The sequence below is a fragment of the Paraburkholderia steynii genome (genome assembly GCF_900100565.1).
GTDB lineage: Bacteria > Pseudomonadota > Gammaproteobacteria > Burkholderiales > Burkholderiaceae > Paraburkholderia > Paraburkholderia terrae.
The window spans coordinates 194,540-210,202 of sequence record NZ_FNDI01000005.1; the positions used below are offsets into that span (position 1 = coordinate 194,540).

General features: G+C 62.6%; 13 protein-coding genes and 1 pseudogene. 12 read left to right on the forward strand and 2 right to left on the reverse strand.

Annotation, left to right across the window (positions count from 1 at the left end):
* The first annotated feature begins 68 nt into the window (after positions 1 to 68).
* The 5 genes and pseudogenes from pcaD to BLT65_RS11885 all read left to right on the forward strand — a co-directional run bounded on the left by pcaD (position 69) and on the right by BLT65_RS11885 (position 5,771).
* Positions 69 to 857: a 3-oxoadipate enol-lactonase gene (gene pcaD / locus BLT65_RS11865; RefSeq protein ID WP_091778147.1), complete on the forward strand. Its 789-nt coding sequence runs from the start codon at positions 69 to 71 to the stop codon at positions 855 to 857.
* 117 nt (positions 858 to 974) lie between these two features.
* Positions 975 to 1,232 carry a BTH_I0359 family protein gene (locus BLT65_RS11870; protein ID WP_007577767.1) on the forward strand — a complete coding sequence of 86 codons (258 nt, stop codon included), beginning with the start codon at positions 975 to 977 and terminating at the stop codon, positions 1,230 to 1,232.
* Positions 1,233 to 1,526: 294 nt separating this feature from the next.
* Positions 1,527 to 2,600, forward strand: coding sequence for a homocysteine S-methyltransferase family protein (locus BLT65_RS11875; RefSeq protein ID WP_007577769.1), 1,074 nt, complete (start codon positions 1,527 to 1,529; stop codon positions 2,598 to 2,600).
* Between the two features lie 60 nt (positions 2,601 to 2,660).
* A pseudogene (metH, locus tag BLT65_RS11880) lies at positions 2,661 to 5,390 on the forward strand (methionine synthase); the annotation flags it as partial.
* 180 nt (positions 5,391 to 5,570) lie between these two features.
* Entirely contained in the window at positions 5,571 to 5,771 is a 201-nt protein-coding gene (locus BLT65_RS11885; RefSeq protein ID WP_091777909.1) for an acid-shock protein, read from the forward strand.
* A 187-nt stretch (positions 5,772 to 5,958) separates the two neighbouring features.
* Here BLT65_RS11885 and BLT65_RS11890 read toward each other — a convergent pair whose 3' ends face one another.
* Positions 5,959 to 6,285 carry a DUF1840 domain-containing protein gene (locus tag BLT65_RS11890; RefSeq protein ID WP_042306404.1) on the reverse strand — a complete coding sequence of 109 codons (327 nt, stop codon included), beginning with the start codon at positions 6,283 to 6,285 and terminating at the stop codon, positions 5,959 to 5,961.
* A gap of 428 nt (positions 6,286 to 6,713) precedes the next feature.
* Between BLT65_RS11890 and argS the strand changes: the two genes are divergently transcribed.
* The 6 genes from argS (at position 6,714) to BLT65_RS11920 (ending at position 13,594) form a co-directional block, all read left to right on the forward strand.
* Positions 6,714 to 8,498 (forward strand): arginine--tRNA ligase, encoded by a 1,785-nt coding sequence (gene argS / locus BLT65_RS11895; protein ID WP_091777911.1) that lies wholly within the window; start codon positions 6,714 to 6,716, stop codon positions 8,496 to 8,498.
* Between the two features lie 101 nt (positions 8,499 to 8,599).
* Positions 8,600 to 9,379: an SPOR domain-containing protein gene (locus BLT65_RS11900; RefSeq protein ID WP_091777913.1), complete on the forward strand. Its 780-nt coding sequence runs from the start codon at positions 8,600 to 8,602 to the stop codon at positions 9,377 to 9,379.
* A gap of 150 nt (positions 9,380 to 9,529) precedes the next feature.
* Positions 9,530 to 10,168 carry a thiol:disulfide interchange protein DsbA/DsbL gene (locus tag BLT65_RS11905; RefSeq protein WP_042306407.1) on the forward strand — a complete coding sequence of 213 codons (639 nt, stop codon included), beginning with the start codon at positions 9,530 to 9,532 and terminating at the stop codon, positions 10,166 to 10,168.
* 19 nt (positions 10,169 to 10,187) lie between these two features.
* On the forward strand, positions 10,188 to 10,958 hold the full coding sequence (locus BLT65_RS11910) for an SDR family oxidoreductase (protein WP_091777915.1): 771 nt from the start codon (positions 10,188 to 10,190) through the stop codon (positions 10,956 to 10,958).
* 3 nt (positions 10,959 to 10,961) lie between these two features.
* Entirely contained in the window at positions 10,962 to 11,774 is an 813-nt protein-coding gene (locus tag BLT65_RS11915; protein WP_091777917.1) for a helical backbone metal receptor, read from the forward strand.
* A gap of 221 nt (positions 11,775 to 11,995) precedes the next feature.
* Entirely contained in the window at positions 11,996 to 13,594 is a 1,599-nt protein-coding gene (locus BLT65_RS11920; protein WP_042306410.1) for an ABC transporter substrate-binding protein, read from the forward strand.
* 242 nt (positions 13,595 to 13,836) lie between these two features.
* On the opposite strand, the gene BLT65_RS11925 is transcribed toward BLT65_RS11920, so the two are convergent.
* Positions 13,837 to 14,916 (reverse strand): MBL fold metallo-hydrolase, encoded by a 1,080-nt coding sequence (locus tag BLT65_RS11925; RefSeq protein ID WP_091777919.1) that lies wholly within the window; start codon positions 14,914 to 14,916, stop codon positions 13,837 to 13,839.
* Between the two features lie 178 nt (positions 14,917 to 15,094).
* Here BLT65_RS11925 and BLT65_RS11930 point away from each other — a divergent pair, with 178 nt between their 5' ends.
* Positions 15,095 to 15,538: a MerR family transcriptional regulator gene (locus BLT65_RS11930; RefSeq protein WP_042306412.1), complete on the forward strand. Its 444-nt coding sequence runs from the start codon at positions 15,095 to 15,097 to the stop codon at positions 15,536 to 15,538.
* Positions 15,539 to 15,663 lie beyond the last annotated feature (125 nt).

The following is a 15,663-nucleotide window of genomic DNA, read 5'->3' on the forward strand; positions in this document are numbered from 1 at the left end:
GTTCATGCGAATCCGATGAACTGTCGATCCGTTCGTTCTTTCATTGCGACATCACTTATGGAGTCCGCATGCAAATCAATGTGAATGGCATCGATACGCGCTACGTCCTGAGCAATGAGGGCGGTGGCCCATGGCTCACGTTCATTCATCAGCTTGGCGGTGATCTGTCGATCTGGGATCAGCTCGCCGGCTATTTTCGTGACAACTACACAGTCTTGCGCTACGACGTGCGCGGGCACGGTCAAACGGCCGTATCAGACAAGCCGTTCCGTGTTGCAGATTTGTCGCAGGATCTACACATGCTGCTAGATGCGCTTGGCGTTGAGAAAACGCATATTGTCGGTATGTCGATGGGCGGGATGATTGCGCAACAGTTCGCGCTGGATAACCCGGCACGCGTCGAAACATTGACGCTCGCCGACACGCACGCCGCCACGCCGTCCGACGCTCATGCCGTATGGGAGCAGCGCGCGGCGAAGGCGCGTAACGAAGGCGTCGCGGCGCTGGCCGAGGCAACGATGGAACGCTGGCTGACGGCGAGTTTTCGCGCCGCGCATCCGGAGGTGGTCGAACCGATTCGGGAGGTATTCGAGAACACTTCGTCTGAAGGTTACGCACAAGCGTGCATTGCGCTGCGCGATTTCGATGCGCGCAGTAGACTGAGCGAGATTGATCTTCCTACTCTCACTGTGGCTGGACGCCACGACGCAGGCACGCCACCTGCTGCTACACATGAAATTGCGAATGCCATCCGGAACGCGCAGTTCGAGTTGCTGGACGCAGCTCACCTCGCACCGATCGAACAGTCGCAACGTTTCACCGCTTTGCTGGAATCGTTTTTGCAAAAACGGGTCTAACCGATAGGTCCGGAGAATTCAAAGCGTCAGGCCGGACCCACCCCTTGAATTCCAAACCAAGGGCTCCATCTACGGTGCAACACTGGCCCGGAGCCATCGGAAATAAGGAGTGTCGCCATGCAAATGATCTACAACAGCCCCAACTACTGTGTCGTCGAGTTCCCGCCGCAAGACGGCCATCTCTCGATGCTATCCGGCGGGTATGAGATCGTCGACAAGAACACGCAGCGCGAGATTTACATCGACGGTGCGATGGCAGCCAGTTTTCGCGAACACGTGCAGAAACTGATCGAAGACGAACCGACGCTCGACGAAGTTGACGAGTTTCTGGGTCAATTCGACAGCCTGATGAACCAGCCGGTCATTCTCCACTGATCGACAGGCGCCATCCTCCTGGCGACACGTCCTCATCGACCCCGTCCGGCCCCGCGCCGGGCGGGGTTTTTCGTTTTATACGGCCGGTTGGCGCTCTTGTGTCGATATCGCGGCGCGAAACGCCGGGGCGCTCCGTTTCGCTAGCAGCGCCGGACATGGCGCTTCGCAGTACCCTGCCGGCAACCGCCATGCCCCGTGCAAGTCCGCCATGCGCGGGCAGTCCCGCGACCATGCGGCTACAATATTGAGTTTCCTGAAAAAAGCCGGCCCGTCCGGCACGAGCCCGATCAGACCATGAACCAGCCCGTCACGTCAGCCCCGTCAGCCGCCAGCCCCCGTGCCGCGTATACGCGCGGCGCGACCCTGCCCGCGTTGCTCGAATCGCGCATCCTGATCCTGGACGGCGCGATGGGCACGATGATCCAGCGCTACAAGCTCGACGAAGCCGCCTATCGTGGCGAGCGCTTCAAGGACTACGCGCGCGACATCAAGGGCAACAACGAACTGCTGTCCATCACGCAGCCGCAGATCATCAGCGAGATTCACGAGCAGTATCTGGCGGCGGGCGCGGACATCATCGAGACGAACACGTTCGGCGCGACGACCGTCGCGCAGGCCGACTACGGCATGGAAGATCTCGCCGTCGAAATGAACCGCGAGTCCGCGAAGCTCGCTCGCGCCGCATGCGACAAATACTCGACTCCCGACAAGCCGCGCTTCGTCGCGGGCGCGATCGGACCGACGCCGAAGACGGCGAGCATTTCGCCCGACGTGAACGATCCGGGCGCGCGCAACGTCACGTTCGACGAACTGCGCACGGCGTACTACGAGCAGGCGAAAGCGCTGCTGGAAGGCGGCGCGGACCTGTTCCTCGTCGAAACGATCTTCGACACGCTGAATGCGAAGGCCGCGCTGTTCGCGCTCGACGAACTGTTCGAAGACACGGGCGAGCGCCTGCCCATCATGATTTCGGGCACGGTGACGGACGCATCGGGACGCATTCTGTCGGGACAGACGGTCGAGGCTTTCTGGAACTCGCTGCGTCATGCAAAGCCGCTGACGTTCGGCCTGAACTGCGCGCTCGGCGCGGCGCTGATGCGCCCGTACATCGCGGAGCTGGCGAAGCTGTGTGACACGTATGTGTCCTGCTATCCCAACGCCGGTCTGCCGAATCCGATGAGCGATACGGGCTTCGACGAACTGCCCGCCGATACCTCGGGCCTCCTGAAGGAATTCGCGCAAGCGGGCCTCGTGAACATCGCGGGCGGCTGCTGCGGCACGACGCCGGAGCACATCGCCGCAATTGCGAAAGCACTGAACGACGTGAAGCCGCGCAAGTGGCCGAGCCAGTATCGCGACGCCGCGTGAAGTATCCAAAGCACGCTTTACAGCACGTTCACACCGAAGCATTGACGCACTGACGAAACACGCACACGAACCATGACCGATCACACGATGCGCCTTTCCGGCCTGGAGCCGTTCAACGTCACTTCGGGGACGCTCTTCATCAACGTTGGCGAACGCACCAACGTGACGGGCTCGAAGGCATTCGCGCGGATGATTCTGAACGGCCAGTTCGACGAGGCGCTGGCCGTCGCGCGCCAGCAGGTCGAAAACGGCGCCCAGGTCATCGACGTCAACATGGACGAAGCGATGCTCGATTCGAAAGCGGCGATGGTGCGCTTCATGAATCTGATCGCATCGGAGCCGGACATCGCGCGTGTGCCGATCATGATCGATTCGTCGAAGTGGGAGGTGATCGAAGCGGGTCTGAAGTGCGTGCAAGGCAAGGCGATCGTCAACTCGATCTCGCTGAAGGAAGGCGAAGAGAGCTTCCGCCATCACGCGAACCTGATTCGCCGCTACGGCGCGGCGGCCGTCGTGATGGCGTTCGACGAGCAAGGCCAGGCCGACACGTATAAGCGCAAGACGGAAATCTGCAAGCGCTCGTACGACATTCTCGTCAACGAAGTCGGCTTCCCGCCCGAAGACATCATCTTCGATCCGAACATCTTCGCGATCGCGACGGGTATCGAAGAGCACAACAACTACGCCGTCGACTTCATCAATGCTACGCGCTGGATCAAGCAGAACCTGCCGTATGCGAAGGTGAGCGGCGGCGTGTCAAACGTGTCGTTCTCGTTCCGCGGCAATGACCCGGTGCGCGAAGCGATTCACACCGTGTTCCTCTACCACGCGATTCAGGCGGGCATGGACATGGGCATCGTCAACGCGGGCCAGTTGGGCGTGTACGCGGACCTCGACGCCGAACTGCGCGAGCGCGTCGAAGACGTCGTGCTGAATCGCCGCGAGGACGGCACCGACCGTCTGCTCGAAAGCGCCGACAAGTTCAAGACGGGCGCAGCGAAGAAAGAAGAGAACCTCGAATGGCGCAATCAGCCTGTCGAGAAGCGTCTCGCGCATGCGCTCGTACACGGCATCACGAACTTCATCGTTGAAGACACGGAAGAGGCGCGCGCCAAGATCATGGACGGCGGCGGCCGCCCGATCAACGTGATCGAAGGGCCGTTGATGGACGGCATGAACGTCGTCGGCGATCTGTTCGGCCAGGGCAAGATGTTCCTGCCGCAAGTCGTGAAGTCGGCGCGCGTGATGAAACAGGCCGTCGCTCACCTGATTCCGTTCATCGAAGAAGAGAAGCGCCAGCTTGCCGAAGCGGGCGGCGACGTGCGCGCGAAGGGCAAGATCGTCATCGCGACCGTGAAGGGCGACGTACACGATATCGGCAAGAACATTGTCTCCGTGGTGCTTCAGTGCAATAACTTCGAAGTGGTCAACATGGGCGTGATGGTCCCGTGCAACGAGATTCTCGCGAAGGCGAAAGTCGAAGGTGCGGACATCATCGGGCTGTCGGGGTTGATCACGCCGTCGCTTGAAGAAATGGCGTACGTTGCGTCGGAAATGCAGCGCGACGATTACTTCCGCGTGAAGAAGATTCCGCTGCTGATCGGCGGCGCGACGACTTCGCGTGTGCATACCGCCGTGAAGATTGCTCCGCACTACGAAGGCCCTGTCGTGTACGTGCCGGATGCGTCGCGCTCGGTGTCGGTCGCATCGAACCTCTTGTCCGACGAAGGCGCGACAAAGTATCTCGACGAACTGAAGTCCGACTACGACCGCATCCGCGATCAGCACGCGAACAAGAAGGCGCTGCCTCTCGTCACGATCGCAGAAGCGCGCGCGAACAAGGCGAAGATCGACTGGAGCGGTTATCAGCCGGTGAAGCCGAAGTTCATCGGCCGGCGCGTGTTCAAGAACTTCGATCTGAGCGAACTCGCGAACTATATCGACTGGGGCCCGTTCTTCCAGACGTGGGATCTCGCAGGTCCGTATCCCGCGATTCTGAACGACGAGATCGTCGGCGAATCGGCGCGGCGCGTGTTCTCGGATGCGAAGTCGATGCTCGCGCGTCTGATCCAGGGCCGCTGGCTGACGGCGAACGGCGTGATCGCGCTGTTGCCCGCCAACACGGTCAACGACGACGACATCGAAATCTACAAGGACGAGTCGCGCACCGAAGTCGCGCTGACGTGGCGCAACGTGCGCCAGCAAAGCGTGCGCCCCGTGGTGGACGGCGTGATGCGCCCGAACCGCTCGCTTGCCGACTTCATCGCGCCGAAGGATTCGGGCGTCGCCGACTACATCGGCATGTTCGCGGTCACGGCGGGCCTCGGCGTCGACGCGAAGGAAAAACAGTTCGAGCAGGATCACGACGACTACAGCGCGATCATGCTGAAGGCGCTCGCCGACCGCTTCGCTGAAGCGTTCGCCGAAGCGATGCACGCGCGCGTGCGCCGTGACCTGTGGGGCTATGCGAACAGCGAAACCCTGTCGAACGAAGAACTGATCGGCGAGAAGTATCGCGGCATCCGTCCCGCGCCGGGCTATCCGGCGTGCCCGGATCACCTCGTCAAGCGCGACATGTTCGACGTCCTGCAAGCGGGCGAAATCGGCATGACCGTCACCGAATCCCTCGCGATGCTGCCCGCCGCGAGCGTCTCCGGCTTCTACCTGGCGCATCCCGACAGCACGTATTTCTCGGTGGGCAAGATCGGCCAGGATCAGCTGGAGGACTACGCGCAGCGCATGTCGCTGTCGAAGGCGGATGCCCAACGCGCGCTCGCGCCGTTGCTGTAAGACAGCAGACGCCGCGCGGCAGGACTATATCGCTGGCCGTAGGCTGAATATTTTCAGTTGAAAGCACAGCGAATATTTTCGGCTTTGTAGACTGAGCGGGCATTACTTGCCGACCCGCCAGACGCGACCGAAAAAACGCGTCGGCTCAACGACTTGCAACCGTCAACGGAGAAAAATCGTATGAAGAAGCTGACGCTGATGTTGACCGCGTTATCGCTTGCCGCCATTGCACCGATCACCGAGGCCCAGCCTCAGGCGCCGGGCGGATCGAGCTCGGTGAGCTCGTACTCCCCGCCCACCGTCAAGCATGTGAAAAAGCCGAAAAAGAAGAAGAACGGTGCATCCGCTCCCGCGACTGCGCCGCAAGGCGCGAGTCAGTAGGCTCGCGGCGCTGCAAAGGCAAAAGCCCGTCATTCGACGGGCTTTTTTGCTTCTGGGCGCAATACACTGGCCTGATCGAACGCGATGCGCGGTCCGTGCCACCACCACGAAAGCGGCGGCCATCAAACCCGACGGAGGCGCCTGAACCGGGCGCCGCTCAACGCATGCTGGCGGCTCGCTTCAGCGTTCAGAGGCCCCAGACGATATCCGTATTTTCCTTCTGCGCCGCGCGCAGCATGTCGAGGAACGGATACGCCCGTTGCGCGAGACCAATCGGAAGCTCGTGGTGCTCGTGGCCCTCTTCCCCTTCGTGGAAGTGGCCTTCATGCTCGGCGCGCTCCTGCTTGTCGGTAACGATCGCCGCTTCGAGCTTCGAGATCACCACGCCCAGTTCGTCGTGATTGATCACGCCGCGTGCGCCGAGCCGCTTGCCGATGATACCCAGCAAATATTGGGCGAGATTCTCCAGCATCACCACATCGGGGGCGGAGCGGCATTTGAAAGTAATCAACATGATGACGGTTCCCTTTTCGTTATGTTGGCTTCTCGCGCGGCCAGCCGCTGGATACTCGCGACATCGCAACAGCCAGCCGCACGGGTTCCGTTGGCGCGCCAGCCTGTCAGTCGACGGCAGGCTGGCGGCCACGGCCCTTGCTGGGCATCTCATTGGACATATTAGCACCTGCTAAAATCCGACATTGACGGAAAAAGCTCGCTGCCGTGCGGCCGGGCACGCTGCGCTGCGTCGCGGCTGCGCGTGTTGCAGACTGTCGCCACGGCCCGCGCCACGAAACGTTAGCCGCCTTGCCGCGCCGCCGCAGCGTCACGCGAGCGCCGCGTATCGGGCGCTCAAGCGTTTTCCACGCCGTCGACGGCCTTGCATCACGCCGTTCGCGGCGCTGCCCCGCTTCATCGGACTGCCTCACTGGACTCGCAACAAGCATGCTGCCTGCACACAAACACACTCTCGAAACCCTGTTGACCGACGTGGTCAAGCAGGTCGCCCAGGCGACGCAAGGTGAATCCGAAGCCGCGTTCATCGCGCCCGCCATCACGCTCGAACGGCCGAAGGTTGCCGCGCACGGCGACATCGCGTGCAACGTCGCGATGCAGCTCGCCAAGCCGCTGCGTGCGAACCCGCGCCAGCTCGCGCAGCAGATCGTCGATGCGCTGCTCGCGCATCCGCTCGCCAAAGGCCTCGTCGAGAGCGCCGAAGTGGCGGGACCGGGCTTCATCAACCTGCGTCTGTCGGCGGCTTCCAAGCAGGCCGTGATCGCCGCCGTGTTCGAGCAGCGCGAAACCTTCGGCCGCTCGCAGCGCGACGCAGGCAAGCACGTGCTGGTCGAGTTCGTCTCGGCCAATCCGACCGGCCCGCTGCACGTCGGCCACGGCCGCCAGGCCGCGCTCGGCGATGCGACGTCGAACGTGCTCGCGTCGCAAGGCTACGACGTACACCGCGAGTTCTACTACAACGACGCCGGCGTGCAGATCGGCAATCTCGCCATCTCGACGCAGGCGCGCGCCCGTGGCCTGAAACCGGGCGACGCAGGCTGGCCCGAAGCCGCCTACAACGGCGAATACATCGCCGACATCGCGCGCGACTATCTGAACGGCGAGACCGTGTCGGCCAGCGACGGCGAACCCGTCAAGGGCACGGGCGACGTCGAAGATCTCGATGCGATCCGCCGTTTCGCCGTCGCGTATCTGCGTCATGAGCAGGATATGGACCTGCAGGCGTTCGGCGTGAAGTTCGACCAGTACTACCTCGAATCGTCGCTGTACAAGGAAGGCCGCGTCGAGAAGACCGTGAACGAACTGATCGCGGCCGGCAAGACTTACGAGCAGGAAGGCGCGCTGTGGCTGCGCACCACCGACGACGGCGACGACAAGGACCGCGTGATGCGCAAGTCCGACGGCACGTACACGTACTTCGTGCCCGACGTCGCGTATCACGAGACGAAGTGGGAGCGCGGTTTCACGAAGGTCATCAACATCCAGGGCTCGGACCACCACGGCACGATCGCGCGCGTGCGCGCCGGGCTGCAGGGTCTTGGCGTCGGCATTCCGAAGGGCTATCCCGACTACGTGCTGCACAAGATGGTCACCGTGATGCGCGACGGCCAGGAAGTGAAAATCTCGAAGCGCGCGGGCAGCTATGTGACAGTGCGCGATCTGATCGAATGGTCGGGCGGCGCGCTGCCGGGCCAGGAAGCCTCGCCCGATCTGCTCGACGAAGAAACGATCCGCCGCGGCCGCGACGCCGTGCGCTTCTTTTTGATCTCGCGCAAGGCCGACACGGAGTTCGTGTTCGACGTCGATCTCGCGCTCAAGCAGAACGACGAGAACCCGGTGTACTACGTGCAGTACGCGCACGCGCGCATCTGCTCGGTGATCAACGAATGGAAGTCGCGCTACGGCGCCGATGAAGCGGTGCTGCCGTCCGTCGATCTGTCGCCGCTCGACAGCGAGCGCGCGATGGCGCTGCTGCAGAAGCTAGCCGAATACCCCGACATGCTCACGCACGCCGCCGACGAACTCGCGCCGCATGCCGTCGCGTTCTATCTGCGCGACCTCGCGGGCGAATTTCACTCGTTCTACAATGCCGAACGCGTTCTGGTCGACGACGAAGCGCCGCGCAATGCGCGCATCGCGCTGCTCACGGCGACGCGCCAGGTGCTGGCCAACGGCCTCGCAGTGATCGGTGTGTCGGCACCCGCAAAAATGTAATCTCCGCGCGTTTTAATTGCGATTTAATCGGGACGATAGCCGGATGACCGTCGTTATAATCGACGGTCATTCCAGATTTCCTTTTGCAGGTGAATTAGACGATGGCAAAACCACGCCGCACTACAAAGCAGTCAAAACAAACCGGGGGCACTTTTCTCGGTATCGTGCTGGGCCTGATCGTCGGCCTGGCCATCGCGGTGGTGGTGGCGCTTTACATCACGCGCGCGCCTACGCCGTTCGTCGCGAAGGTCGCGCCGCCCGCTGCGTCCGATAGCGGCGCAAGCCAGCCGCAATACGACCCGAACCGTCCGCTGCAAGGCAAGACACCCGGCCAGCCGGTGCCGCAAGCCGCGCAACCCGCGCCGCCCAACACGGCGCCGGGCCAGACCACGAACCAGACGCAGACGTCCGGCATGCTCGAAGAGCCGCAGATCGTCGAAGTGCCGCCGTCGAACAACGGCGTCGCCGTCGCGCCGAAGCCCGCGCAGGACAACGGCACGACCACGGCAGCCATTCCGCCAAAGAAGGCGCCGAACCCAACCAGCGCGCCCACCACGACCGCCAACAACGCGCCGACGCAGCCGCCCAAGGCCGGATCGACGCCGAACGCCAACGCCACGCCGCCTGCCGCGAACGACGCGAACACCGGCTATCTGCTGCAGGTCGGCGCCTACAAGACGTCCGCCGATGCCGAACAGCAGCGCGCGCGCCTCGCGTTCCAGGGCTTCGAATCGAAGGTCACCCAGCGCGATGCGGGCGGTGTGACGTACTATCGCGTGCGTATCGGCCCGTTCTCGAAGTTCGAGGACATGAACACCACGCGTCAGCGTCTTTCGGATGCGGGCGTCGATACGGCCGTGATCCGCTTCACCAAGCAGTGATTCACATTCGGTAATGCATTGTCATGCGCCGCCGCTGAACCTTCAGCGCGCGGCGCAAGTCTCAGGTGCGGCAGCCTGCCGTCGAAACCGTAGCGGTCGCGGCGCGCAACAGCCGGCCACCGTTACTTTCCCTGATTGGGTTCACAAGACATGAAAAAACTGCTCAGCATTCTTTTCCTCTCGATCGGTCTCGTCGCGAGCGCGGTACAAGCGGCGCCCGCCGCGCCCGTCGCCGGCAAGGACTACACCGTGCTGTCCACGCCGCAGCCCGTCGAAGCGCCTGCCGGCAAGATCGAAGTCATCGAGTTCATGTGGTACGGCTGCCCGCACTGCAACGAGTTCGACCCGTATCTCGAAGCGTGGGTCAAGAAGCAGGGCCCGGACGTCGTGTTCAAGCGCGTGCCCGTTGCGTTCCGCGACGACTTCATCCCGCACTCGAAGCTCTATCACGCAGTGGACGCGCTCGGCCTCGCCAATCAGCTCACGCCGGACATCTTCCACGAAATCCACGTCAACAAGAACTATCTGCTGACGCCGGAAGACCAGGCCAAATTCCTCAAGACCAAGGGCGTCGATCCGAAGAAGTTCATGGACGCGTACAACTCGTTCTCGACGCAGAGCGCGATCCAGCGCGACAAGAAGCTGCTCGAAGACTTCAAGATCGACGGCGTGCCGACGCTCGCCGTGCAGGGCAAGTACGAAACGGGTCCGGCGCAAACCAACAGCTTGCCGGGCACGATTCAGGTGCTCGACTATCTGGTCGCGCAGGTGCGCGCCAAGAAGATGTAATTCCACTCGAACGCGCCGCATGAGTTCACCACTGAAGGTTTTCATCACCGGCGCGTCCAGTGGCATAGGTGAAGCGCTCGCCGCCGACTATGCGCGGCGCGGCGCGATCCTCGGCCTCGTCGCCCGTCGCGGCGACGCACTCGCCGCCTTCCAGCAGTCCCATTCCCAGAACGTGATCTCCGTGTATTCCGTCGACGTACGGGATGCAGAGGCGCTCGCGCAGGCCGCGCAGCAGTTCATCGCGGAGCATGGCTGCCCGGACATCGTGATCGCGAACGCGGGTATCAGCCGCGGCGCCGTGACAGGCCACGGCGATCTGCAAACGTTTCGCGACGTGATGGACATCAACTACTTCGGCATGGTCGCGACCTTCGAGCCATTCGCGCAAGCGATGATCGACGCGCGCAAGGGTGCCCTCGTCGGCATTGCGAGCGTCGCAGGCGTGCGCGGACTGCCGGGTTCGGGCGCATATAGTGCGTCGAAATCGGCGGCGGCGAAGTATCTCGAAGCGCTGCGCGTCGAGATGCGGCCGTTCGGCGTGTCGGTCGTGACGATCGCGCCGGGCTATATCCGCACGCCGATGACGGACCACAATCCGTACGCGATGCCCTTCCTGATGGACGCGGACCGCTTCGCCGCAAAAGTCGCCGATGCGATCGCGCGGAAGAAACGCTTCGCGACCTTCCCGTGGCAAATGCGCCTCGTGTCAATGGTGCTGCACGTCGCGCCTCGCTGGCTCTACGACGCCGTCTTCGAAAAGGCGCCGCGCAAGCCGCGCGCCGCGCAGTAGGTCATGCGCACGCGTGTCGTCGATGCAGCCAGTGTCGAACACGCGAAAGCGGAACGCGGCACACGCATCGTGTCGCTGGTGCCGAGCATCACCGAACTTCTCTTTGCCTTGAAGCTGGACGCGCAGATCGTCGGGCGCACGGGTTTTTGCGTGCATCCGCGCGACAAGGTGCGTCGTGTGCCGAAAGTCGGCGGCACGAAAGCCGTGAAAATCGATGCCGTGCGCGCGCTGCAACCCACACATGTCATCGTCAATATCGACGAGAACGAGCGCGAAACTGTCGAGCAGTTGCGCGAGTTCGTGCCGCATGTCGTCGTCACGCATCCTTTGACGCCCGAGGACAACTTCGCGCTGTACGCGCTGCTCGGCGCGATTTTCGATCGCGACGACGAAGCGCGCGCGTTGGGCGTCGAGCTTCAGACGCAACTGGACGCATGCGCAGCGCGCGAATGGCCGCAGCAGAACGTGCTCTATACGATCTGGCGCGAACCGTGGATGACCGTCGCACGCGACACCTACATCTCAGCGATGCTGCGCCTCGTGAACTGGCAGACACTGCCCAATGTGCTCGGCGGCGAGACAGGCGCGGCACGTTATCCTTCGTTCGATCTGGATGCCGCGTGGCTGGTTCAGGCCGACCGCGTGCTGCTATCGAGCGAGCCGTATCGCTTCACGCAGCAACATTGCGACGCGCTTGGACAGGACGCTCGCCTCGCGGGCAGACGGATCGGGCTGATCGACGGCGAGATGGTGTCGTGGTACGGCTCGCGCGCGATCGACGGCATCGCGTATCTTCTGGACTACGCCAGCCGTTAGCGCGTATCCGCCGCCATATGGATATGCGGATTCAATTGTTGTCGCTGCTGAAAGCGTTCGATAAGCTTGCGCCAGAGCCGGCGACGAATGACGCACTGATGTGACGCACTGCGCCTGCACCGAAACCGTATCAGAATCAGTTTGCGTGAAAGCACCCGCCCGGAGCGCGCGTGACCGATGCGCCGCCCCGCCACGAACAATTCGAAATCCCGGGAGATCTTATGCGTTTCAAGTTGCTTGCCGCCGCCGCGACGCTGACGGCCCTCGCCACCGCGCCCGCGCTGGCCGTCGCGAAGCCGCTCACCGTCTGCACGGAATCGAGCCCGGACGGCTTCGACGTCGTCCAGTACAACTCGCTCGTCACGACCAATGCATCGGCGGATGTGATTTTCAATTCGCTCGTGTCGTACGACGAAGCGGCGAAGAAAGTCGTGCCGTCCCTCGCCGACAAGTGGGACGTCAGCACCGACGGCCTCACGTACACGTTCCATCTGCGCCCGAACGTGCAGTTCCAGACCACCGACTACTTCAAGCCCACCCGCGCGCTGAACGCCGACGACGTCGTCTTCACGTTCAACCGCATGCTCGACGACAACAACCCGTGGCACAAGGTCGCAGGTGCGAGCGGCTTTCCGCACGCGCAGTCGATGGGCCTCGTGAAGCTGATCAAGGCGGTGTCGAAGGTCGACGACAACACGGTGAAGTTCGAGCTGAACGAGCCGAACGCGACCTTCGTGTCGATCCTGACGATGGGTTTCGCGTCGATCTATTCGGCCGAATACGCGGACCAGTTGCTGAAGGCGGGCAAACAGACTGACCTGAACGCGAAGCCGATCGGCACGGGTCCGTTCGTGCTGAAGGGCTACACGAAGGATTCGATCATCCGCTATGACGTGAACCCGAGCTACTGGGGCGCGAAGCCGAAGATCGACCGTCTGATCTACGCGATCACGCCCGACGCCGCCGTGCGCGCGCAAAAGGTGAAGGCAGGCGAATGCCAGATCGCGCTGTCGCCGAAGCCGCAGGATGTCGCCGACGCGAAGCAGGACAAGTCGCTCGCCGTCGTGCAGACGCCCGCGTTCATGACGGCATTCGTCGCACTGAACACGCAGAAGAAGCCGCTCGATAACCAGAAGGTGCGCGCGGCGCTGAACATGGCGTTCGACCGCACGTCGTACCTGAAAGCCGTGTTCGACAACACGGCGACACCAGCGAACAATCCGTATCCGCCGAATACATGGAGCTACGACAAGGCCGTCAAGCCGTGGCCGTACGACGCGGAGAAAGCGAAGAAGCTGCTAGCCGAAGCGGGCTATCCGAACGGCTTCGAAACGACGATCTGGGTGCGTCCGAACGGCAGCGTGCTGAATCCGAATCCGAAGGCGGGCGCGGAAATGCTGCAAGCGGACTTTGCGAAGATCGGCGTGAAGGCCGAGGTGAAGGTGATCGAATGGGGCGAGCTGATCAAGCAGGCCAAGCAGGGACAGCACGACACGCTGTTCATGGGCTGGGCCGGCGACAACGGCGACCCGGACAACTATCTGTCGCCGCTCTTTAGCTGCAATGCGGTGAAGTCGGGGATCAACTTCGCGCGTTACTGCGACCCGGAACTCGACAAGCTGATCGCGCAGGGCAAAGAGACGGCGGATCAGGGCAAGCGCACGAAAGCGTATGAAGCCGCGCAGCAGATCATTCACGATGCTGCGCTGTGGATTCCGCTTGGGTATCCGACGGCAGCCGCTATCACGCGGACGAACGTGAGTGGCTATCACGTCAGTCCGTTTGGGCGGCAGAATTTTGGGGCGGTGGTGGTGCAGTAAGCTGCGCTGCGCTTCGCGCAATGGAAAAAGCCCGGCCTGCGAGATGCGGTCGGGCTTTTTGTTTGAGGCGGCGAAGTGGCTCGGGCGCATTGCGTGCGCCGAACTTTTTCACCATAAGATCAAATTTAACCCGCTTTACTTTGACTTTATGACGATCCGGGCGGTTTTCGGGTGCTTCTGAGGTGTGTCGGCAAAGCAAGCATTCATGTCCGTGCCTGACGCTCGCCGCGTAACGCAACGGCTTATCTGCCCTCACCCTCGAACCGAATCACCCCGTCCTCCCCCACCACCCGCTTCAACTCCCCCTGAAGCCACAGCAGATGCAAATGCGCGAGCGCTTCGCCCATCGCGAACGTCATCTGGTGAATATCGAGTTCCCGTTTGAACATGATGGGAACGATATCCGCCGCGCTACACGGCTTCTGGGCGCAAGCCTCACGCACTTCCGCCAGCCGCGCCGCGTGGTGATCGCGCAGCTGTCCAATACGCGTATGCAGCCCCCGAAACGGCTTGCCATGCGATGGCAGCACGAGCGTATCCGGCGCCATCGTTTCATAACGGCCCAGCGAACCGAGATACAGCGCCAGCGGATTGCCTTCCGGCTCGATGTCGAACACCGATACGTTCGTCGAAATGCGCGGCAACACCATATCGCCGGAAATCAGCACGCCATCGGCTTCCGCGTGCAGCGCGCAATGCTCCGGCGAATGACCGAAGCCCGTCACGACTCGCCACGTGCGCCCGCCGATCGACAGCGCATCGCCCTCGCGCATGCGCCGGTATTGGCCCGGCACCGAAGGGACGAGGTTCGCGTAGTAGCTCTTGCGGTTGCGCAGCTTGTCGAGCGACGCCTCGTCGCTTAGTCCATGCCGCGCAAAGTGCCGCGCCGCGCCCTCGCCGCCCGCGTTCGAGCCGTCGCCCGCCGCCATCACGCGGCCCAGCATGTACTCGCCGAGGGTGATCCACAGACGCACGTTCCAGCGCTTCTTCTCGCCGCCCTCGCACAGCCAGTTCGCGAGACCGAGGTGATCCGGATGGCAATGCGTGACGATCACGCGCAGCACCGGCAAGCCTTCGAGCGCCGTGTCGAACAGCGTTTCCCAGTTCGCCTTGATCTCGTCCGAAGCGATCCCGCAATCGACGATCGTCCAGCCCTTCTGCCCGTCGATCTCGTCGCGCAGCAGCCAGAGGTTGATGTGATCGAGCGCGAACGGCAACGGCATGCGCAGCCAGTACACGCCCGGCGCGACTTCCTGCGTCGTGCCGGCGGCGGGCATCTGGTCGGCGAATGGATAGTCGAGTTGGTGTTCGAGAGCATTCATCGTGGGGTTTCCTTCGTCGGCGGCACGGTCGGTTGCATGATCGTTACTTGAGGCGGCCGTGCGCGTGGTTGCGCTTTATTCAGGTTGACGATAACGTAAACGTCGATTCTAGCGTTCAATCCGTTTTTGTGCCCGGCCATCATCAGGACAGACCGGACAGGCCGACCCAGACCCAACGATGAACACCCAATACACGATTACCGAACTGGCCCGCGAATTCGACGTGACGCCACGCGCGATCCGCTTCTACGAGGACCAGGGTTTACTCTCACCGAGCCGCGAAGGCTCGAGCGGTTTGCGCCGCGTGTACTCGGGCCGCGACCGCACGCGGCTGCGGCTGACGCTGCGTGGCAAGCGCCTGGGGTTCACGTTGTCCGAGATTCGCGATCTGCTCGACCTGTACGATTCACCGACGGATACCCAACCGCAGTTGCAGGCGTTCCTCGCGACGGTGGTTCGGCATCGCGAAGTGCTGGAGCGTCAGCGCGAGGACCTCAACGCGACGCTCGAAGACCTCGCGCAATACGAAGCGCAGGCGCGCGCGCTGCTCGAAAGCGGCACGCGCGGCGACGGCTACAGCGAGGCAGACAAACTCGCGCACGAAGGCACCAAGACAGATTGAGAGAAAAATCCTGATCGGAAGATCGGGCGCCAAACACGACAGTTGGCGCGGCGTTGCGTGAAGATGCGCCGAACGCCATGCAACACGCTTCAAACAGCAATGCGTCGACGCCGCGCTCAAAAGGC

Excerpts from the sequence above, each read along its gene's own strand:
- BLT65_RS11885 (WP_091777909.1), top strand. The coding sequence starts at position 5,571 with ATGAAGAAGCTGACGCTGATGTTGACCGCGTTATCGCTTGCCGCCATT.
- BLT65_RS11925 (WP_091777919.1), bottom strand. The coding sequence starts at position 14,916 with ATGAATGCTCTCGAACACCAACTCGACTATCCATTCGCCGACCAGATG.
- BLT65_RS11915 (WP_091777917.1), top strand. The coding sequence starts at position 10,962 with ATGCGCACGCGTGTCGTCGATGCAGCCAGTGTCGAACACGCGAAAGCG.
- BLT65_RS11890 (WP_042306404.1), bottom strand. The coding sequence starts at position 6,285 with ATGTTGATTACTTTCAAATGCCGCTCCGCCCCCGATGTGGTGATGCTG.
- BLT65_RS11905 (WP_042306407.1), top strand. The coding sequence starts at position 9,530 with ATGAAAAAACTGCTCAGCATTCTTTTCCTCTCGATCGGTCTCGTCGCG.
- argS (WP_091777911.1), top strand. The coding sequence starts at position 6,714 with ATGCTGCCTGCACACAAACACACTCTCGAAACCCTGTTGACCGACGTG.
- BLT65_RS11900 (WP_091777913.1), top strand. The coding sequence starts at position 8,600 with ATGGCAAAACCACGCCGCACTACAAAGCAGTCAAAACAAACCGGGGGC.
- BLT65_RS11930 (WP_042306412.1), top strand. The coding sequence starts at position 15,095 with ATGAACACCCAATACACGATTACCGAACTGGCCCGCGAATTCGACGTG.
- BLT65_RS11870 (WP_007577767.1), top strand. The coding sequence starts at position 975 with ATGCAAATGATCTACAACAGCCCCAACTACTGTGTCGTCGAGTTCCCG.
- BLT65_RS11875 (WP_007577769.1), top strand. The coding sequence starts at position 1,527 with ATGAACCAGCCCGTCACGTCAGCCCCGTCAGCCGCCAGCCCCCGTGCC.
- pcaD (WP_091778147.1), top strand. The coding sequence starts at position 69 with ATGCAAATCAATGTGAATGGCATCGATACGCGCTACGTCCTGAGCAAT.
- BLT65_RS11920 (WP_042306410.1), top strand. The coding sequence starts at position 11,996 with ATGCGTTTCAAGTTGCTTGCCGCCGCCGCGACGCTGACGGCCCTCGCC.
- BLT65_RS11910 (WP_091777915.1), top strand. The coding sequence starts at position 10,188 with ATGAGTTCACCACTGAAGGTTTTCATCACCGGCGCGTCCAGTGGCATA.